Origin of the sequence: Rubripirellula amarantea, from assembly GCF_007859865.1 — a bacterium.
GTDB lineage: Bacteria > Planctomycetota > Planctomycetia > Pirellulales > Pirellulaceae > Rubripirellula > Rubripirellula amarantea.
Genome location: NZ_SJPI01000003.1, coordinates 377,195 through 398,004 on the forward strand (window position 1 = coordinate 377,195; position 20,810 = coordinate 398,004).

14 protein-coding genes are annotated in these 20,810 nt (G+C 52.9%); 4 read left to right on the forward strand and 10 right to left on the reverse strand.

Annotation, left to right across the window (positions count from 1 at the left end):
- Window positions 1-40 precede the first annotated feature (40 nt).
- From Pla22_RS21405 to Pla22_RS21430, 6 genes are all read right to left on the reverse strand, one after another.
- Window positions 41-1,465: an MBL fold metallo-hydrolase gene (locus Pla22_RS21405; protein WP_146516845.1), complete on the reverse strand. Its 1,425-nt coding sequence runs from the start codon at window positions 1,463-1,465 to the stop codon at window positions 41-43.
- A gap of 34 nt (window positions 1,466-1,499) precedes the next feature.
- Window positions 1,500-2,324 (reverse strand): sulfite exporter TauE/SafE family protein, encoded by an 825-nt coding sequence (locus Pla22_RS21410; RefSeq protein ID WP_146516846.1) that lies wholly within the window; start codon window positions 2,322-2,324, stop codon window positions 1,500-1,502.
- Window positions 2,312-2,866: a rhodanese-like domain-containing protein gene (locus Pla22_RS21415; protein ID WP_146516847.1), complete on the reverse strand. Its 555-nt coding sequence runs from the start codon at window positions 2,864-2,866 to the stop codon at window positions 2,312-2,314. The genes Pla22_RS21410 and Pla22_RS21415 overlap by 13 nt, the downstream gene beginning before the upstream one ends.
- A 126-nt stretch (window positions 2,867-2,992) precedes the next feature.
- Complete coding sequence (locus Pla22_RS21420) at window positions 2,993-3,328, reverse strand: ArsR/SmtB family transcription factor (RefSeq protein ID WP_146516848.1); 336 nt, start codon at window positions 3,326-3,328, stop codon at window positions 2,993-2,995.
- Window positions 3,329-3,590: 262 nt separating this feature from the next.
- Complete coding sequence (locus Pla22_RS21425; RefSeq protein WP_242632233.1) at window positions 3,591-8,030, reverse strand: PVC-type heme-binding CxxCH protein; 4,440 nt, start codon at window positions 8,028-8,030, stop codon at window positions 3,591-3,593.
- A gap of 94 nt (window positions 8,031-8,124) precedes the next feature.
- The gene (locus Pla22_RS21430; RefSeq protein ID WP_146516850.1) at window positions 8,125-9,261 is read right to left on the reverse strand and encodes a Gfo/Idh/MocA family protein; all 1,137 of its coding nucleotides are present in this window, start codon (window positions 9,259-9,261) and stop codon (window positions 8,125-8,127) included.
- Window positions 9,262-9,459: 198 nt separating this feature from the next.
- On the opposite strand from Pla22_RS21430, the gene Pla22_RS21435 reads away from it, so the two are divergent.
- Window positions 9,460-10,647: an AraC family transcriptional regulator gene (locus Pla22_RS21435; protein ID WP_146516851.1), complete on the forward strand. Its 1,188-nt coding sequence runs from the start codon at window positions 9,460-9,462 to the stop codon at window positions 10,645-10,647.
- 156 nt (window positions 10,648-10,803) lie between these two features.
- Here Pla22_RS21435 and Pla22_RS21440 read toward each other — a convergent pair whose 3' ends face one another.
- Window positions 10,804-13,230 carry a heavy metal translocating P-type ATPase gene (locus Pla22_RS21440; protein WP_242632234.1) on the reverse strand — a complete coding sequence of 809 codons (2,427 nt, stop codon included), beginning with the start codon at window positions 13,228-13,230 and terminating at the stop codon, window positions 10,804-10,806.
- Between the two features lie 587 nt (window positions 13,231-13,817).
- On the opposite strand from Pla22_RS21440, the gene mscL reads away from it, so the two are divergent.
- From mscL to Pla22_RS21455, 3 genes are all read left to right on the forward strand, one after another.
- Window positions 13,818-14,348, forward strand: coding sequence for a large conductance mechanosensitive channel protein MscL (mscL, locus tag Pla22_RS21445; protein WP_146516853.1), 531 nt, complete (start codon window positions 13,818-13,820; stop codon window positions 14,346-14,348).
- A 210-nt stretch (window positions 14,349-14,558) separates the two neighbouring features.
- On the forward strand, window positions 14,559-15,758 hold the full coding sequence (locus Pla22_RS21450; RefSeq protein WP_146516854.1) for a hypothetical protein: 1,200 nt from the start codon (window positions 14,559-14,561) through the stop codon (window positions 15,756-15,758).
- A gap of 316 nt (window positions 15,759-16,074) precedes the next feature.
- Window positions 16,075-17,610 (forward strand): hypothetical protein, encoded by a 1,536-nt coding sequence (locus Pla22_RS21455; protein ID WP_146516855.1) that lies wholly within the window; start codon window positions 16,075-16,077, stop codon window positions 17,608-17,610.
- A gap of 86 nt (window positions 17,611-17,696) precedes the next feature.
- Here the strand turns inward: Pla22_RS21455 and Pla22_RS21460 are convergent, their stop codons facing one another.
- The 3 genes from Pla22_RS21460 to Pla22_RS21470 form a co-directional block, all read right to left on the reverse strand.
- Window positions 17,697-18,875 carry a hypothetical protein gene (locus Pla22_RS21460; protein WP_146516856.1) on the reverse strand — a complete coding sequence of 393 codons (1,179 nt, stop codon included), beginning with the start codon at window positions 18,873-18,875 and terminating at the stop codon, window positions 17,697-17,699.
- Window positions 18,876-19,017: 142 nt separating this feature from the next.
- Window positions 19,018-19,512 carry a DUF1269 domain-containing protein gene (locus tag Pla22_RS21465; protein ID WP_146516857.1) on the reverse strand — a complete coding sequence of 165 codons (495 nt, stop codon included), beginning with the start codon at window positions 19,510-19,512 and terminating at the stop codon, window positions 19,018-19,020.
- A 103-nt stretch (window positions 19,513-19,615) separates the two neighbouring features.
- Window positions 19,616-20,377, reverse strand: a complete 762-nt coding sequence (locus Pla22_RS21470; protein ID WP_146516858.1) for a CAP domain-containing protein — start codon at window positions 20,375-20,377, stop codon at window positions 19,616-19,618.
- Window positions 20,378-20,810: the final 433 nt, after the last annotated feature.

Sequence of the window (20,810 nt, forward strand, 5' to 3'; positions counted from 1 at the left end):
TTTGTTTGCACGAGGGAGGTGAAGGGAAGGGCGATGAAGTTCAACTGCTCATCGCTGGTTGCGACTTAACGCTCGGCAGTCCTTCTTGTTTCCAAGCTAAATAGCCGCCCGTTAGATTGACCACGTTCTTGAATCCTGCAGCCTGCAAGACACTGGCGGCGATCGCCGATCGAGCACCACTTCGACAATGAACGACCCACTTTTCGTCGCGAGCCCTGTTGTCGAGGCAACTAGGCAGGCGTCCGAGGAAACAGTGCTCTGCTTGTTCGATGTGACCTTCTTTCCATTCTTCGTCAGACCGAACATCGAGCAGCTTCACTTCACCAGATTCAATGCTGTTGGACAAATCAACCGGCGTCCCAGTTGCGTAAACTTCTGTCGCCAAGTTGTGAGAACGCACTTCACTGCTAACAAAACCACCAGCGATATTTTCCACGCCGATCTTATGCAACACCCGTGCTGCCTCTTCCAATTGACCTGGCTCGCAGATCAAGTAGGTCGGACGATCGTAATCAACTAACCACCCCGCCCATGTGGCCAACATTGGCAATGGAATATTGATCGTGCCGGGCACATGTCCCTTGGCATATTCTGGCGACGGCGTCAGGTCTACTACCGTCCCCGATTGAATTGCGTCGTCGATGTCTACTATGTCTAGCATCGAATGATGATGTTCCGAACCCAGAATGCGTGGCCCCTCTTTGTTCACTCGCTTCATCACCGCGAAGTAACGAGGAGCTTCCGGTTGATCGGCCAAGATGTATCTAACAAACGCGTCTTCGTCGGCGAACTGAAGCGCCGGATTGAATCGTTTCTCGTAGCCCACCGTCGAAGATGGAATGGCCCCCAGACCTTTTCCGCATGCACTTCCGGCTCCATGAGCAGGCCAGACTTGCAAGTAATCAGGCAAGGACTTGAATCGCTCGGCGGACTTGAACAAATCTCGAGCACCTGGTTCGGCTGTACCCACTAGACCTGCCGCCTCTTCCAGCAAGTCGGGGCGACCAATGGATCCAACGAAAACGAAGTCTCCGGTAAAGATCCCCATCGGCTTATTCGCTCCGCCACCTTCGTCCGTCAACATGAACGAGATACTCTCGGGAGTATGGCCCGGTGTATGCAGAACATCGAAACGGATGTTTCCAACCATAAAGTGGTCGCCATCATGCACGGGCTGACTGTCATAGCCATCTAGGTACAAATACTTCCATTCCGCCGGTCCTTCATCCGACACATACAACTTGGCGTTCACGCGATCAGCCAGTTCGCGAGCCCCAGAAACGTAGTCGGCATGGATATGAGTTTCGGCGACAGCAGTGATCGTCACTCCCTCTTTCTCCGCCATCTCGATGTACTGTTCAATATCGCGACCTGGATCGACGATGACTGCTTCTTTAGCACGTTGACATCCCACCATGTAGGAAGCGTGAGCGAGCTTTTCGTCGTAGAAATATTTAAGCAACATGGATCTATTCTCCTGTGTTTAGGTATGTGTTTGACTACACGACCACTGATTTGGAAATGACAAAGACGGCGACCAACACGACCGCGATCGAGAATATTTTTTGAAGAGTGGGTCCCTTCAGGCGTTTGGCGACGAGGCCGCCCAACCACATGCCAGCGAAACCCCCGACCAGAAATAGAAGCGTTGTTGTCCATGACAGGTCATTGCCGTTAGCGAAGTGCGATGCCACACCGCTAATGCTGACGAGAACGATCACGAACAATGAAGTTCCAACCGCTTGATGAATCGCCATCCCGCTGAAAATCACGAGCGCTGGAACAATGACAAATCCGCCTCCCACACCGAACATTCCTGACAACACACCGGTCATCAGCCCTACGATGACAAGCAACCTCGCGCACTTAGAGGTCAACCGAAGCTTCCCATCGGCGTCGCGTTGACAGGCGCTGCGATCCGGCCCAGGCTCGCTTTCGGTATTGCAAACTCCACTTGCCATTACCGGATTGCAAGCCTTGGCCCACATTCGCTGGGCAACCACTAACATCAACATCGCGAACATCACCAACAACACCTTCTCCGGCACCAACGTCGACATGTAGGAACCAATCGGAGCACCCAACATTCCGGCGACTGCGAACAAAAGTCCGGTTCGCAACTCAACATCGCCACGCATCATTCTTGGCACTGCACCAAACAGCGCCGTACCGCCCACTGACGCTAGTGAAATGCCAACCGCCTCGCGAGGTGCAATTGCCAATCCGTAGACGAGCAGTGGGACCGCGAAGACGCCACCGCCGCCACCGGTTAGTCCCAGTGCAAACCCAACGATGCTGCCGAAGAAGATGGCTAGGCCGAACATGAGCCTTCACAGCCTCCATCCCCACATTGATTCCAAGGCATCTTGGCAATCGCTGAAGCCATCGGACATAGGCCCGTCGCTCCCGCCACCATCAATCCAGCACCAACAAACGCTGAAAGACCGATGAAGTACGGATGAACGAAGTAGCCCAGCGCCGCGCCCACGAAGGTTAAGAAGCCCGCACAAAGCTGAACTTGTTGCATCAATGGCAACGACTTCTTACCTCGAACCACGGGCAGTCCGGCCTTGTCCCAAGCAACTGTCCCACCTTCGACGTTGACAACATTGTCAAAGCCAGCATCAACAAATTTTTTGCAGGCTTGTGCAGAACGGTTACCGCTCCGGCAGATCACATACAGAGGCTCGTGAGCCGTTCCGTTGCGAGCCTGCATCACGCTCGCCGGATCAAGAGAATCCAATGGAACGCTGCGAGCACACTGTGCGTGGACGTCGCGATACTCCGATGGCATCCGAACGTCGATCACATCGATCGCCTCGTGCTGCTGCTTTTCGGCCAACTGCTTTACTGTCACTGTTTTCATCGATCTTTCCTTTCAACTAGTGCGAATGCACAAAAACCCGAAACCTCGCCATATCGCCATTCGGCGATATGTTATTACAAAAAAAAGGGCGACTCATTCGAGTCACTCCCCTCACTCCGACTCCCTTCACTCTGACTCGCTGGGCAGGAACCGACCTTCAATGCACGCCATCAATTTTTTTAGGTGAGGTTCTGCAATCTGGTAATACACATTTCGCCCCTCACGCTCACTAGTCAGGAAACCACAACGCTGGAGCAAGCGAAGATGGTCTGATCCAACATTGTCCTGGATGCCACAATCGGCCGCCAATTCGCCCACGGTGTACCGCCCATGCAACAACATCTGCACGATCCGCAATCGGACGGGATGAGCCAAGGTTTTCAAGCATTCGGCTGCTTGAGAAAAATCCTGGACCGTGCCCCGCGGTTTCGCAGCTTTGGTTTTGATTTGTTTCGTTGACATATTAGGTGCTCCTCCGACACTCATGTTATATCGCCATATGGCGAGGTGTCAATGAATATTACTCACCTCATTCCCACAAAAAGCTCGAATTTCCAGGTTCTCTGAAATCCCCTAGACACCGACGCTGCCCATGCCTTCGAAACCGACCATGCCATCAGACCCGACCATGCCATCATGTATGACCATGTCATCGGGCGTGCCCCAGATGCCAGATCATTGTCGAGCAAAAGGCGGGTTCACAAGCCAACCCTCGTCCACAGCGTTATTCTGCCGTGACCGCCATCACCACGGGTGCGATCACGTCAGACCCACTGGCGAATTCCAGCTTGGTTATCAATTCCGCCCGTTGTGGATGGATTGCGAGATAGCGGATTTGCCGGCCGTTTAGGTCGAACGCGAACTGCGAACCGGGAACATCAACGCGCCGGATGTAGTCCGCGAACTCTTTGCCGTTGATCAAATCGTGATCTTCGGTGACACCATCGGCATAGTGCAATCGAACAGTCATCGCGACCGCACCCTTGGCTCCGTAGGGGAAGGCCCAACCGCCTACTCCGCCAAGCATATGAATTGCTTTGGCCGAGCTATTGAAGGGAACGGAGACGGACTTCGGCATCCCTCGGCTTATTTCCCCGTTTGGACTGTGCAATACAATCGCGTTGGGGACGCTACCATCGCGAGGATCAGTCAACTGAAACGGCACCCCGGCAAATGTCTTGGGTGACCAGTCCGAGAAAATCAACCGTTCAGCCGAATTGTTTTTGTCGACAAACAGGCTGCGGTCACTCGGTAGGGTCACGCCTTTGCTCAAATCTACGGGAACAAACTTTCCTCTTTGCACAAGAAACTCCAGCAAATTGGTAAGTTCATCGGGGGTCATCGACTTCTCGAATCCTTCGGGCATGATGGAATTCGTCGACATCCGAAACACATCGATGTCGTCGCGCAAGACACTAATCTTTTTGCCTTCGGTATCGAAAAGCTCAATTGACGTCTTCGATTCCGATGCCAACATGCCGTTGATGACGACACCGTCTAACGTCAGGACGCTGTACGCTCGAAAGTTTCCCTCTACGTTTCGATTGGGATCGAGAATATGCGTCAATAGTTCTTCTTTGGGATGAACTGACATCCCGGTTAGGTCTGGCCCCACGGTCGCACCTTCGCCGGAGTGCATGTGGCACTTCGCGCAATGCGTGGTGAATGCAAACTTGCCTTGGGTAGCACTGCCTTTGATGCTCGTCACGTACGACAAATCTTCTAGTACCTTCTTGCGATCGGCGCTCGGCAGGGAACCACCTTGCTTGAGAACCTGCTTCGCAAGATCGCTTATCTCTTCATTGGAATGCGACGCAAGAGTCTGCTGCTGGTCAAGAGCAAGGTCATTGAGACTTGCTTGACCGGCTTGGATCCCACGTAACAAAGCAAGCGTCGATTGCGGACGCTTGAGCAGTTGAACGATCGCTACCTTTTTCACGCTGGGCGTCATTCCGTCGAATCGCTCAACCACTTCTTCACCAACTGTGTCGGACCGACTGCGGCCGATCGCTTCGATCAAACCGGTCGCTACATCCGGCGGTAGCCGCGGATTGACCTCGTCGAGCAACGCAACGACGATTCCGTCATCGTTGGGCATAAAGTCAACAAGCTCTTGAGCTGAATTGATCCGGGCTTGTTCTGATGCCGTATCATCGCGGACTTCCCCAAGCATTGAATCAGCGATTTGTTGGCCATACTTCGAGAACCGCTCGCTTCCCCAGCTCGTCGCCAGCTTGACGATCATGCCCCTGGTTCCTGATGGCACCCGCGGCAGGACGTTTTCTAATTGGATCTCAACTTCAGGGTCCAAATTCACTAGCTTCGATTCGGCGCCCGCGTCAAATCCTGTAGAGAATCCCTGCACGACTGCGTCAAGCAATTGCGGATCGGCCTCGGAAGCGTTGGCCAGCACTATGGCTGCGTCAATCACGTCTCTTCCTCGCGCGTAGTGATTAGCAGCTCGTTCGACAATCTCAATCGCACGAGGTGTAGGGTTCTTTAAACTCGCAATCACTTTCAACACATGCTCGCTGTTGCGAGCTGCGGCACTGGTGGCAGAATCCGGGATCCAACGGTCCATCATCGAGCCAGGATCGCTAAGCACATCAAGCACAATTTTGGCTCCGACCTCGCTAGCTGGCATATCCGCAATCGCCAACACCGCCGCCAATCGAACTTGGGCGTTTGAGTCCCATTGCAGATTCGCAGCATCGATTGCTTTCGCGGAACCTTCGATGGGAGGCAAGACTTGTAACGCGTTTCGACGCACGCCCGCCGAGGGGTGTTTTAGTGCACTAAAGACAACGTCGTTGACCTCGTCATGCGAGCCGTCGAGTAATCCCAAACCATGCATCGTCCACAGCGCATGAATCGCTGCCACATTCAATCCGATTTCGTCTACCGTTGGGGATTGGATCAACGAGCACAAGGCATCAGAGACATCCGGTTTGCCTCGTTCGACAAGTAAGCGTTGAGCGTGCTTGCGAACCAACATGGTCGGATTGGCGAGGGCCCCGACCAGTTGATCAGCCGATGCCTGGGACAAGTCGGGCAATGGTTTGCGTTCGGATCCATCGGCGACCAGACGGTAAATCCGACCGTGCTTTTTGTCTCTCAGCTCAGTCTCGTACGCCGCTCCCTTACCCGTCTTAAATCCTTTCGGCGTTGGATTGTGCTGGACGATGTAGTTGTACCAATCAATGACCCAAACCTGTCCGTCGGGCCCAACTTCTGCCATGATCGGTGCAGTCCATTCGTCATCGCTGGCGAACAAGTTGAACGAGTTTGTTGAACTGAAATCACTGCCGTTGGATTCAAGCACAAACGAGCCTACCAGGTGGCCAGTGGGACCGCATACAAACGCCACGCGGTTCCAGTACTGTTGCGGGTATTCGCGTGCGGTGTACAACGCATGACCTGCGGCTGCGGTGTAGCCACCGTGATGATCGACTTGTCGGACTCGGTCGGTGATGGGATGAAAATCGTTGGTGTCTGCAATTGACGAAAGAGTAAGGGACGACGCCCAGCCGCGAACCTGTTCGTAGTAGCGGTTGGCAATGGGCATGTAGATGCTGGGGTTACCGTTGGCAGTTGATCCAAAGATGATCCCCTCTTCGCTAATACCGAGCCCCCAAGTGTTATTATTCGTCGATCGGATGAACTCGACCTCGCTGCCATCGGGCCGCATTCGAAAGAATCCCATGCGGAAACTCTGCTGTTCTTTTCCATTGGCGACGGGTTTGGAATTGTTGTAGCCCTGCATCGCCCAAATCCAGTTATCGAGCCCATACTGAAAATTGCTGACGCCTCCGTGAGTGTCACCGAGCTGCCAGTTCGTTATCAAGACTCTACGCTCATCCGCCTGATCGTCGCCGTCGGTATCCTTCAAGTACAACGTTTCCGTTGCATTCTGGACGATCACGCCGCCGCGTGAAAAAGCGATACTGGTGGGTATGCTGAGTTCTTCTGCGAAAACGGTAAACTTGTCAGCTTTCCCGTCGCCATCGGTATCTTCACAGATTCGAATCCGATCACGAGCGGTTTCACGCGGTTGCAGTTCGTTCGGGTAGTCGACAGTTTCAGCAACCCATAATCGTCCTCGTTCATCCCAGGCCATGCAGATTGGTTTGCCGCCTAAGTCGGGCTCCGAAGCGAAAAGTTCAACATGTAAACCTTGAGGAACGACGATGTGTTTAAGCGACTCCGCCGGTTCGACTGGCTTTTGCATCGTACTTAACGGTTCACCCTGCACGCCCCAATCCTTTGACGGTGTATAGTTTGGAATCTGGTTGCCCACCTCAACGTATTCGAACGGCTTTAAGTCTTTAGGCATCGCAGTCGTCTCGGGTACCGAGAACGGCCGATCGGCAAGGTAGTTCCCCGCAACCCGTGGATCACCGCCTGCGGCCCATCGAATGCCTCGCTCAACCAAATTTTGAAAACCAGGATTAGTCCAAGTCCGCGCGTCATGGCCCCACGCGGTGTAGAACACTCGCCCCGTTCCCTGATGACGTATCCAAGTCCATGGCTCGCGTCCTTCGGCGTCAACGCGGTATTCAAGAACCGTTCGATCCTTTTCGTTGTGAAGGTGATGGACGTAGGTTTCATCCCAACTCTTGAATCCTCCAAAACCGGACATCAATTCATGTCCTGAGTTTGCATCTTCGGCACGAAAGACACCTGTGCCATGCCGTTGAAATTGAGCACCCATGAGTGCAACTAGCTCAGGTTGATTGCGAAAGCAAAACGTAGCACAGTGCAAGGGTACAAACCCGCCGCCCTGATCAACGTACGCGAGCAAGTCATCCGCGCCCGCTTGATCAATCTCATCGATATTGGCGTAAAGCACGAACACGTCATACTGCTTCAATTTTTCTAAATTGACGTCCTCGACCTCGTCGGTGTACGTCATCTCAACGCCACGAGATCGAAGGATCGGCTGCAGTTCTTGAAATCGAGCTTTCGGTAGATGCGCTCCATCATCGCCCAAGAATAGAACACGAACGTCCTCGCACTGGCCATTGCATGGAAGACAGGCCACCACGATGCAGGCTGCTATGGCAGACAGAACAAGCGGCAATCCCAATGGCCACCGCACTTTAAGAGGGTGGGGCAGGGCACGCGAAACAGCAACGGGTAACGTCATTCTTCGTTCACTCGTCATAGAGAATTAGAAAGATAATGGGGGCGCTAGGCTGTCGTCACTTTTTGAACGGACGGACGAACAGCTCAGTCCATAGAAACGCGATGCGTTAGTTCTAGACCGCTGGTTGGTTCTTCAACGTGAACTCGGGCAGACGAACGACCTGACCGCCATTCATTGCGGATTCGTGAGCGCAGATTCCGACGCACGTCCAGTTTGCGGAAGTCACCGCATCAGGCCGAGGTGCCCGATCATCAATCACTGCACGAACAAATTCATTCACCAAATGAGGATGTGATCCGCCATGGCCGCCGCCCTGCACGAACGAGAGGTGCTCAGAATCGTGAATTTCTTGTGCCTGGGTGAAGCGTCGAATCGGCTCTGGCAATAGATGCGCAAAGTCCGGGACTTCAATTGGTTGAGCAATCTCAGGCTCAGGCTTCTTTGCCGTGTGCAATACGTGAGGTTGATTTTCGATTAGCGTCCATTCAAAACTCTTCTTGGTTCCATAGACATCAAAACTCTCGCGGTACTGTCGCGCAACGTCGTAAAGCGTTCGCCATATATGCGCTGTCAGGTCTGAATCTTGAAGCTTGATATGACAGGTTTCGACCGCGAATTTGCATCCTGACTTTTTCGCGATGTCGTCGCGGACTGTCCCCGAACCGAAACAACTGACGTACTCGGCAAGCCCGTCTACTAATCCAAGACAAGGACTGACGACGTGAGTGGCGTAGTGCATCGGCACCATCTTTTCCCAGTAATCCGGCCATCCGTCCATGTCTTGCGGATGCGAAGCAGCCAAGTGCTGGATTTTCCCCAACTCGCCACGTTCGTACATATCTTTGATGAACAGGAATTCGCGGCTGTACACAACCGTTTCTGCCATCATGTACCTCAGCCCCGTCTCTTCCACCTTTTCCACGATCTGACGACATTCATCAATCGTTGTCGCCATGGGAACCGTGCACATCACGTGCTTGCCAGCGTCCAAGGCGCGAAGCGACATCCATGCGTGATCGCCGATGGGACTGTTAATGTGAACAGCATCCACGCTCGGATCAGCAAGCAACGCGTCAAAGTCTGTGTAACGTCCCGCCACGTCGAACTGATCCGCCGTCTTGTTCATTTCAACTTCGTTACGACGACAAACGGCGACCACTTCGGCGTCGGGGTGAGCAAGATAAATTGGAATGAACTCGGATCCAAACCCTAGTCCCACCATTGCCATTCTAACTTTTTGTTCGTTCATACCCACAGAGTCTCACTCGAGAGAAGATTCGCAAGTTGATTACCCGATCGCATCCAACACAAGCGATGCGTCATTCGAGTATTAGCGTGTTGTTATGCGAGTATAGAACTACCGACGTTCGAGAAAATGTGAAAACGCGCATGACATGTGTGAAATTTCACCATTGAAAGTGGCGGCTTTCAGGTAGACTCGCAAATCATGACGAAACAGAAAACAGTTGGGCTGCTGATCGAGACATCCAATGCGTACGCGCGGGGTTTGTTGAGCGGTATCGCCTCGTACATTCACGAACATGACTTGTGGTCCATTTACTTGATTGAACAGGAACGCGGCGCTGCTCCACCATCCTGGCTTAAGGACTGGGATGGTGACGGTCTGATTGCACGCATCGAAAACGACGCGATTGCCAACGTGATCAAACAACTGAAGATGCCCATCGTAGACGTCAGTGCGGCACGCAAGATGCCTAAGGTTCCCTGGGTCGAGACCAACGACACCGCCATTGCCCAATTAGCGTTCGAACACTTTCGCGAGCGAGGTTTCGAACACTTTGCGTATTGCGGCGAGTCGGATTTCCAGTGGTCCATGCAACGGCAACTCGCGTTCGAACAGTTGGTCACCGAGGCTGGTTTCACCTGCAGCTTATTTACCGCGAATACCCGACCAACGCGAATGCTTTCACTCAAACGGGAGCGCTTGAGAATGGCCAAGTGGCTCCTTTCGCTGCCACGACCGACCGGAATCTTGGCTTGCTATGACATCAAGGCTCAACAGGTTCTTGATGTCTGTCGTGAGTACGAGATTAAAGTCCCTATGGAGATCGCATTGCTTGGTGTCGACAACGACGAACTCCTATGCGACTTGTGCACGCCACCTCTTTCAAGCGTTGCTCCGGCGGCTCACCAAACTGGTCGCGAGGCAGCAGCGATGCTGGATGTATTGATGAAAGGAGGCGTCGTCAAACCTCTTTCCAAATTGCTTGAACCACTCGGAGTCGTTACTCGACAATCGACCGATGTATTGGCCATCGAGGATCCTGAGATCGCGAGCGCGGTTCGCTACATTCGAGACCATTGCTGCGAAGGAATCAACGTGAACGATGTGTTAAAAACGATTCCGCTTTCGCGTCGAGTGTTCGAGAATCGTTTTCTGGCGATCGTTGGCCGTACGCCTCACCAAGAAATCATACGGCGGCGCATCGAGCGAGTTCGTCGATTGTTAGTCGAAACCAACCTGCCACTCTCCCAGATCGCTGATCGTTGTGGATTCATGAACCACGAATACATGAGCGTTGCCTTCCGACGAGCCATGGACATTCCGCCGGCAACTTACCGCCGCAACATCCGCAAACACTACACAAATTCACCGTCCGCAGAATCGCCATAATTCACTTTGCGAATGAGACGCAACCTTGATTGTGTTTCCATTCGCGATCATGTTGAAATCTGATCTTAGATGTCAAAATCAGATCGAACATGAGCATGGGTGCCGCTGACCTAGCCTTCAATGCTTGATCTAGGTATTGCTACGCTTGCGCAGGTATTAAGACAACGTTGCTGACCGCAGTCGAAGTGCGTTGCCAATCACCGACACGCTGCTGAAGCTCATCGCTGCGGCGGCAATCATCGGACTTAGCAGCACCCCGAAGAACGGGTATAGCAAGCCGGCCGCGATGGGAATTCCAAGAGCATTGTAGAAGAATGCGAAGAACAGATTCTGACGAATATTGCTCATCGTCTTGCGACTCAAATTGCCCGCCGCGGCGACACCGCGAAGGTCGCCGCCGACCAACGTTACACCAGCCGATTCGATTGCCACGCCCGTGCCGGTGCCCATTGCGATTCCCACGTTCGCCTCGGCTAACGCGGGCGCATCGTTGATGCCATCGCCACACATCGCAACGATTTTCCCTTCGTTTTTAAGCTTGCGAACGAAATCGTGCTTGTCCGCAGGCGAGACGCCCGCATGAAATTCGTCGATACCCAACTCAGTTGCGACCGCTCGCGCCGTGGGTTCCGCATCACCGGTTAGCATGACAACCTTCAAACCTAATTCGTGCAGTGTCCTCAATGCCGCAGGCGTACTCTCCTTAATCGGATCGGTAATGGCAAGAACGGCAGCAAGTTGGCTATCAATCGCTACAAAAACAACCGTCGCTCCTTGCTCCTGATGGGACTGGGACGTCGATCGGCCAGCATCAACACCTGCAACGCCGTGTTCGGACAATAGCGCAGCATTGCCAATCAACACGTCATGGTCGCCCACGCGAGCACGCACACCGCCCCCTGTGATACTGTTGAAGTCTTCCGCATCAGTTCGATCCCAATCGTTCGCGTCTGCTCGACGCACAACGGCGTGTGCTAAGGGGTGCTCACTTTGCGATTCCACCGAAGCAGCGATCGACATCACCTCGCTTTCACTCCAGTCACCAAACGTTTCAATCGCAGTGACTTCAGGCCGCCCCTGTGTCAACGTTCCTGTCTTATCAACTACGACAGTATCGACTTTTTCCATCACTTCTAAAACTTCCGCGTTCTTAATCAACACGCCTTCCTTTGCACCACGACCAACACCGACCATTACCGACATCGGAGTTGCCAACCCCAGGGCACAAGGACAGGCGATGATCAAGACGGCAACTGCTGCGACAAACGCGTGAGCTAAGCGGGGATCCGGCCCCCAAACGGCCCAGCCCACGAAGGCAAGAATCGAACAAACGATCACCGTCGGTACAAAGTACTGCGCCACAACATCGACGAGTTTTTGAATGGGAGCTCGGCTTCGTTGCGCGTCCGCAACCATTTGCACAATGCGACTGAGAACAGTATCGCCGCCTACTCCAACCGCCACCATTACCAACGCACCCGTTTGGTTAAGAGTGCCGCCGGTAACCTGATCGCCTTCCACCTTTTGAACCGCGAGGGGTTCACCTGTTAGCATCGATTCATCGACGCTACTCGAACCGCTAACGACGCGTCCGTCCACAGGAACCTTTTCACCAGGACGCACTCGCAAACGATCGCCCTTCTGAATCTCATCAAGCTTCACTTCTTCGTCGCCATCGTCGCCAACTCGTGTGGCCGTCTGAGGTGCAAGTTGCATTAACTCGCGAATTGCTCCGCCCGTCTGCTGACGCGCTCGCAATTCCAATACCTGCCCCAGCAATACTAAAGTGATAATCACGGCAGCGGCTTCAAAGTACAACGGAGGAACGCCGTTTTCATAGAAGGCAGCGGGAATCATCTCAGGTAGCAAGACAACCACCAAACTAAACAAGTACGCTGCCAATGACCCTACCGCGATCAGCGAGAACATATTCAAGTTCAAGCTGCGGAATGACTTTGCGCCGCGAACTAACAGAGGCCAACCGCACCAAAAGACGACTGGGGTCGCCAGGGCAAACTGCAACCATCCCAACGCAGTTGGGGTGATCCAGTCGGTGACTTGCATCCCAATCATCGGCCCCATCGCGATCACCAAAAGGGGAATCGACAATGCAGCCCCGATCCAGAAACGTCGTTTCATGTCCGAGTATTGTTCGTCATCCTCGGGACCGGACATGTCAACCAATTTGGGCTCCAAATCCATTCCGCAAATCGGACAATCACCCGGCCCCACTTGCTCAATTTCGGGGTGCATCGGACAGGTGTAGATTGCGTCTGGGTCTGAGGGCGGGTCGCTCGACGTGGGCATTGTCCGACCACCGCAACAGGAAGCCGGCGACGACGTTCCATCGACGTCGGATATCGAATCTTCACCACAGCAAGAAGACTTGCTCGCCGATTCTTTCTGAGCCCGCTTAGCCAGAACTCCAGCGGGATCCTTCTTGAACTTGTCTAGACACCCATCGCTACAAAACACGTAGCGCACACCTTCAAAATCCACCGAACGAGGACTATCGGCCCGCACCTTCATCCCGCACACCGGATCAATTTTCGTCTCAGCGTCGGCAATGGGTAGTGAGTTCATGCGTCTTTCGGCGTGGTCCATCGTTTCTCCAAGCTGTCAACAAGTTATTCCCAGGATACACTCCTTTTCGCATGCAACTCACATTCCGAAATAACAGCGATTCTTCCCCAATTCGGTTTCGCTCCAACAACCGACGAAACAAACCATCAGCGGACGCGCAATCGTCCCTGTGAATGTCGGTGGACTCAGCGATGGTGCATTCTTTGACCCACACGCTATCTGACATTCACAAGGCCTATGCTGCAAACCATTGCATCACGGCCATTATTTTCTTGCCGTTGTAACGTTATACCAGTTCAATCGTGACAAGCCCGACTTTGATCGAGATGCTTGGTTGGTGATGACTGCACAAGGTCAAGATTGCGTGATCCACGGTCGAGACGATGCTGCGTCTATCCCACCAAGCATTGCGACGTTTAGTTGAATCGCAGACCAAGATTATCAAGGTCATAATGCGTATCGCAAATTTGGCTCTGCAAGCGTCGTGGATGTAGGATTACTCAAAATCTTCTGTACAACTCATTTCATTGCGCAGGCTTCATTGCGCTCGATCAAAACCGACACTATTTTTGGACAAGTTGAACAGCATGAGCATTATTGACGACTTCAAGAAATTCGCACTTCGCGGCAACATGGTCGACTTGGCAATTGGCTTCACGGTGGGTAGTGCATTCACGACCGTCGTCAAGTCGCTTGTGAACGATGTCATCATGCCACCAATTGGCATGGTCACGGGCAACGCAGACTTTAGCGATTTGTTCTGGGTCATCCAGATGCCTGACGGTGTAGAAAGACCCAGCGGAGGCTTTCAAACGTTGCAGGCGGCGCAAGACGCGGGGGCGGTAACGTTGAACTACGGTCAGTTTTTCAACAACTGTTTGGCACTGCTAATCGTCGCCATGGCGATGTTCGCAATCATCCGGTTGGTCAACCGCTTGGACGACCAACTGGACGAAGCTTTCGGCGACAAACCGCCCGCCAGTGAACCGACGGAAAAGAAATGTGATTTTTGCCGCACGACGATTGCCTACCGAGCGTCCCGATGCCCCAATTGCACATCGGAGCTAGAGGTGCCGGCGACCGTCATTTCAGACGACAGCATTGCCGGCCAACGGTAGTCGAATGAGGTGGCAACATCGCGTACCGCAGTTTCGCGAAGACTCCGTTTCATCTGAGATCCGTGAACACAACGTTCGCTGGTTCGCAAGTTCGTTCTCGCTTTAATCCAGCAAAAACAGTCCGTGTTTTGCGATCTAAACACAGAACGCTGTAAGCACCTTAACCTTTTGCTCGACGAACGATCAAAACGAGGGCTGTTACAATTGAGCATGATCTTATCCAAACCGCTCATCGAAATCGGAATCATTGTTGCCGGTTTGCTAGATGAAATCGACGAACAAGCAACCAGTCTCGCGGTGAAGAGTACTTTAAGCTTTCTTCAGGATCACTTTCCGGACTTCGAATTTGATCTCTTTATTGTCCGACGCCCAGAATTGGTTGACGCGAAGGTGGTACAGCCGAGCGTCCTTTTGCAGCGAGCCGTTGAGGAACGCGATTTCCGGCATTGGGACTATTCGTTCGTGCTAACCGACGCTGACCTCGACCGCTATTATTCGGCTCATTGTTTTGCGGCATTAAGCCGACCGCTTGATGCCGCCGTGCTGTCTTTCTCGTTAATTGATCCCGTTGCGGTGGGAGAAACGGCAGACGCGACGTCGCGAGTTCAACGAGTGGCCCATAGGCTCAGCCGTTTGATGCTTCACTCGCTCTCGCATTTGTCTGGACTTGGCGTTAGCGACGATCCAACAAACTTAATGTCGCGTCCTGCTGATGCCAAAGGTCTCGACGCAATGGAATCGCTTACCGAAGTCCAGATACTACAGCAACAACTTTCATTCATCGAAGTCGCGGACCAAAGACTCGAAGAATCCAGCGGACACCGGCTTAGCAAAACAGCCTTTGCGCTACGTGCCGCGTGGATCAATCATCGAGAAATCTTTGAAGCGATTGTTGCGGCACGACCTTGGCAGTTTCCTCGCCGATTGAGTGGCTTAACACTAGCGTCAGTATCGACAGTAGCCGTGTTGCTAATGACCGCTGAAGCATGGGATTTGGCGTTATCGGAAAGCTGGACTTGTCTTGCCCTGCTTTCCGTCACGGCTTGGTTGCTGACGACCGGATACGTCATCGTTCGCCAACAATTGTTAGTTCGGCATGGCAATCGAACCACCGAGCAATCGGTTGTCACCGCAGCATCGGCGATCGGGATTGTCGTTGTGGGAATGCTCGTCACATGGACGTGCCTGTGCTTGATCGGGATAACGGTCAGCGGCTCATTGTTCGGGGCCAACTTAATCGTTTCGTGGGCGGCATCGTCAGACCTGTCGCCGCAGGACGTAGGTGTGTTGCTAAAGATTAAGATGAGTTTATTTATCGCTTCTATTGGATTGCTCATAGGTGCACTCGGGGCCAGCTTCGAGTCCCAACACTACTTTCGCCATGTGATCTTTGTGGACGAAGAAGTCTGACGATGTTCTTATTTTCACCCGATCACCGACCCGACATTGCTACGCAACTGCGATGTATGCGTCACGCTGATCGCCCGTCGGTGTAAAACTACTGACCCAACCGAGCTTAGTCGTTGCTTGGGACGGCAGGAGTGGTTACGGGGCGCTGCAGCAGTTGAACTAGGTAGCAGGATCAAGTTTCGATAGTAAATCTACGATTCTGGTCGCAACGTTGGTGATGGCATTGGGTGCACCAAACGTTTGCTTGAGATTGTTCGCTCCTGAACACGCAACGAACTTGTACAATAAGGGGAACACAAGTTAGAGGAGATATATCATGGGTCACCATAAGAATACTCAACCGCGACGGACCTTCTTTAGGACCGCAGGCGCGACGGCAATCACGTTGTCATTGAGTGAGTTTCGATTCCTCGCACACCTGCCTACCGTGTCGGCTGCAGAAACGCAGTTGCCGCCCGATGCGGTTCAATTCACTCCGGACATCGAGCCGTTGGTCCGATTGTTAGAAGAGACGCCGCGAGAAAAGGTCATTAGGACTTTCGCGGATAAGATTCGATCGGGCACGAGCTACCGCGAAGTATTGGCAGCTTTGTTATTGGCGGGCGTACGAAATGTTGAGCCCCGTCCGAGCGTTGGATTCAAGTTCCACGCAGTATTAGTAGTGAATTCCGCGCATCTGGCCAGCTTGGCAGCACCGGACAACGATCGTTGGTTGCCAATATTTTGGGCGCTGGATTACTTCAAGTCATCCCAGGAACGAGACACACGCGAAAACGATTGGACAATGTCCGCTGTGGACGAATCCCGATTGCCACCGTCCCACCTCGCTCAAAAAGCTTTTCGTCGAGCGATGGACGCGTGGGACGTCGAAGCGGCCGATGCGGCAGTTGTTGCGATGTGTCGTTCCTCGAGCACCGGTGAAGTCTTTGATGCGCTGGCACATTATGGGTGTCGCGATTATCGAAGCATCGGGCATAAAGCTATTTACGTGGCAAATTCGTATCGAACGCTTCAGTGCATTGGTTGGCGCTATGCCGAACCGGTGTTGCGTTCGCTGACATATGCGTTACTCAACCATACTGGCGAACCGAATCCGTCTGAAAGCGACCTTGCCCCCGACAAGGCTTGGCGAGTGACGCAAGAGAATCTCGGCCTGCTCGACAGCAGTTGGGAACATGGCAACGTCGATCCCGAGGCAACGCTTTCGCTACTCGACACGTTGCGAACGGCTACGCCCAGCGAAGCGGTCGAGGCTACTGCGACTTTGCTTCGCCAAGGGATTGCCCCTCAATCGGTCAGTGATGCGTTGTTTTTATCTAGCGGTGAAATGCTTGGTCAGCAACCTGGCATTGTGTCCCTTCATTCGGCAACGACCACCAACGCATTGCAATACGCCTACCGAACCGCCTATCAGGACCGAACACGTCTTGAGGTGCTTTTGCAAAACGCTGCCTTCATTCCCCATTTTCGTGAGTCGATGAAAGCAAGAGGAGCGGTTTCAACCGAGCCCATTACGATTACTTCAGTGTCAGATTCCCACGATGGCGTTTCTAGCGTCGAAGAGATATTTAAGTCCGTATCGAACAATCGAAAACAGGCGTCCAAGCAAATTCAAGAATCCCTGGACGCTGGCAGTCAACCGGAATCGATCATGGACGCTGCTCGCCGCTTAGTGTTTCTGAAAGGCAATGACTCGCATGATTATAAATTTAGCTCGGCTGCGTTAGAGGACTTTTATGCCGTCTCGCCTCAATTCCGAAACGCCTACCTCGCACGTGCTGCGTATTTGCTGCCCGGTAGCGAAGATCGCGACAATGGACTGCTAGATCAAGTGCGAGAAGCACTTGGTTAAGGACAGATAGCCGAGTAGATGGTGCGCCGTCGACAAAAGGTAGAAGCGTACGCACTCATCATTTTAAATCTTTAAGCGTGCGGTTGCTAGAACTGACCGAGGCTTTCTCGCAATTGCTCGTTGTCCGTAGCTTCGCTCGCGGCTCTCATGTTTGCCTGCAACTTCAAGAGTGCCATCCGCGTTTGCAAGACCAAATTGTCGCGGTTAGTCAAATCTTGCCAGACCGATTGATTGGCGTCCAAATGGAATTGAACCCAGCGTGAGTCCTGAACGTGCTTAGATCGTTCCGACGTGTATTGATCAAGATTATTGCGACTTCGGATGTTGCGATCTCGCGTCGTGTTTGTTCGGTTGCCACTTTGCTCTCGGTTCATCGCTGCGATCATCTCATCCTCGCCGTCGACCGTCGGATCTGGGTTATTTCGATCGATGTCGTCATCTCGGTCATCGGCGTTCGCAGTTTCCGAGTCAATGGATGGCTCAGTTTGCCCATTGCCGATGCCGTAGTCTAAATCCGATTCATAATCATCGGCGTCATAGATGGAGCCATTGGAGTATGCCATGGTCGCCGACTGAGTTTGGGCTTCTCGTTCAGTGATGCGCCCCACTGCTCCCCGTCCCATACCACGACGCCCAGCGGCCGCGGCAATCGCCTTTTCAACACCGTCTTCAATCGCGTCCGCACGATTTCGAGATTCAGCGTCTGTCTCGTCAACAAAGTCGTCGACTCGATAGTTGTCCAAATCCATCTCCGTACGTCGTCGAGTCCGCTCATCGTCAATTCCAGGGTGGTCGGTATCGGCTGGCGTTTCAGTGTCAAAGCGCTTGATCCTTGAATCGAGGGTCGCCGCGTCACGTGAACTGCCCGCGCGATTAAGACTGGTGTCAGCGTTCGCCTGACGTGAAGGTTTAGCTGAGATTCGATTATTTGATCCAGGTGCTGCCTCTGAACGCTCACCGTTCAGATTGGATGACCGATTGATTTGTTTCCAGCCAAACGCTTCCATTGCGTCGACGATCTTTGCCGACCGCCGAGAGAGCTCCTCGTATTGAGCGGACTGTTGCGGCGACTCAGATTCTCTTGCGGCTCGATTAGCCAATTTCCGAGTCAAGCTAGCGTCACTCCATATCACGCCAGCTAATGCCCAATCACTAATCTGCGAGGCAGGCTCCTTCGGAATTGAGCCATCAGGCTCTTCTGCTATTGCAGGTAAAATTGCCAGAGCGGCGAACAGGACGGCATAGAGCGGAGTTGACATTTTCATAGGACTAGGTTGGCTTAAGCGGAACAAAGTTTGATAGTTCAGCATGTTGCAAACCGAGTGCCGCCGAAAACATCATCGCAAGATTGTCTATCGAGGACGCTGGTCAAGAACGTTGAAAACCCACTTGACTAGTTCAAGCTACTCATGCGGATGGCTGAAATCGTTCGAGTGCCTTGGGACCGCAAGTCTTTAAGATCTGCTCTCCCTCGGACAGATCGACGTCCGATCCAGTCAGCAAAATCAAACGTGAACCACTGCGGACGCGATGTTCAAATTGTTCACCGACGTCACTACGAACGCCCCAACTTTCAATCGCTGCGAGAACACTCCCACCCGCCGCACCCGCGGCCATGCCAATCAACGGGCCGGCTACTAGCAACGGCCCCATCATCGTGGCGGTGCCCAACATCGCGCCAACGGTTCCTCCGGCAAGCGTTGCCGCCCCGGTCGTTTTCCCAGTTGGCGGCGACGCCGATTTTGGATCCTTTGAATCACCGATCGCGGAATCGGAAAGCTCGTCCGCATTGGTGACAATAGAGATGTCGTCCTTCGTAAATTTCGATTTCTCAAGTGCTTCCAAAGCCGTATGAAATGAGGTGGTGTCAGAAAATTCAGCGATGAGGCATTCTTGGGACATCTGGATATTCCTAATTGAGAAGTGAAGAGTGAAGTCAGTGCCACGGGGACCACAATTGCCGACATCAGCGGACGTGATCTAAAGACAAACGAGTACGCCGTACTTATTCGGTTTTCGAAAAACCCTCGTCGGATATTGTCATCTTTAAGTCTGAAGCAACACGTTGAACATGATCGCTTCCTTGAAGTGAAACCTCGGTGGGAAAGCATCGGGTAATCTTCAACACCGTTCGTGGCGGAAGCTCTAACGTGTCTTTTTGGTCGTTTGCATTTAAGACAAGTGTCTTGGGATCTTCGGATTCGTTCGTTAGTTCCAATTGATACGCTGCCGATCTGGGCCGTCCAAACAGCTGGACACCGTAGTAAGTCACTCCATCGTCCGTTGCCACGCCCACACCGGTTTCAGTTACATAATCGGCGAGTATGTTCTTGCGATGCGGCGGCGAGTCGATCCATCCGTCAACGAAGAATGCGATGAGCTTTTCGGAAGTGGGTTCGTTCGTATTTTTACGGAATGCAATGTTCTCGCGAACGACGCAATAGTCGTATCCCGCGGCCTTGGCTCGTTTCGCTGGCGTCGACCCGTCGGCCTCGTGCCCGTATTTGCCGGTCCGCGCCATGAACTCCGCGAACTGTTTGGCTGCCGTTTTCAAATGGGTATCGACTTGAACTTTGTCCAAGTCCTTCGATTGTCGGTACTCGTTTGTTCGAGAAACGATTGCGTCTTCAATAGCGGCGATCGAATCCGCTGATTTAGAAAGGTCTGCGGCGTACGAAGTCGCAATCGCTAAGTGCCCAACCACGACACAGGCAGTCAAAGCGAACGGTGACACAAATTTCAGAAAGTCAAACACGCCAAATTTCATATTTCCAGAATCCTTGCGTCCAAAGAGCTCCACAAACCTTGCACGTCACACCACAGTTGTTGATGTTGAATAGCACAAGATCTGACAAATCATGCGATCGCGTTTTATTGTTTTGATCGTCAATTGACGGACCGCTTTTCTTAACAGGGATGGCTACCAACCACGGTCGTTGTTCGTACTGATTCACTGTGCGGATGATGGTAAGAATCAAACGATTACAGCATCTCGGCCACTACAGCATCTCGGCCACAGCCTTAAGGCTCACCTAACGAGGTAAGCAAACCTTGTACCGTAGCAGTGACTTGGTAATTCTGAAGCTTCACCGCTACCGGGTTTCGAGATTGCTCGCTCGGCGATGTCCACAGATAGGCATTGAACAAAAAGCGTTCAGCGATGAACGGTTCGGAACCAATGCCATCTCTAGGCGAGTTGT